The following is a 403-nucleotide window of genomic DNA, read 5'->3' on the forward strand; positions in this document are numbered from 1 at the left end:
GCCCTCGCGCGCCCGCTCGATGACCCAGGTGCTCAGCAGGGCCACCGACTCGGGATGGTTGAGCCGCACACCCCTGCTGAGCCGGTCGCGGGCCACCATGCCGGCCACGGCGAGGAGCAGCTTCTCGGTGTCGGAGGGGGTCAGGTGCACCGGGACACCCTAGAGCGCGGGCTGTGCCGGCAGCACGTGGTCGCGGACCCGGTCTGTGCGCAGGCACAGTGAGCACACGTGAGCGTCGTGCGTCCGGCACGCCGCCATGTCCGGCCGCTCGTAGACCTGGGCGCACACGTGACAGGTCAGCAGCTCGCCCGACGGGTTGCCGTGCTCGTCGTACATCGGCAGGTCGATGCCGTCGTCGGTCCGGCGCAGGTAGTACCTGCCCTTCGTGGCGATCGCGATGATC

The 403-nt window shown here is 70.7% G+C and carries 2 protein-coding genes; both read right to left on the reverse strand.

Features of this window, described 5'->3' with window-relative positions:
• The coding region (locus M3149_RS23260) for an urease subunit gamma (protein WP_353056842.1) at positions 1–150 on the reverse strand (150 nt) is incomplete at its 3' end.
• 9 nt (positions 151–159) lie between these two features.
• Positions 160–403 (reverse strand): hypothetical protein (locus M3149_RS22860; RefSeq protein WP_251711640.1); only part of this gene is annotated, 244 nt, incomplete at its 5' end.

The sequence above is a fragment of the Hydrogenophaga intermedia genome, assembly GCF_023715105.1.
Taxonomy (GTDB): Bacteria; Pseudomonadota; Gammaproteobacteria; order Burkholderiales; family Burkholderiaceae_C; genus Hydrogenophaga; species Hydrogenophaga intermedia_A.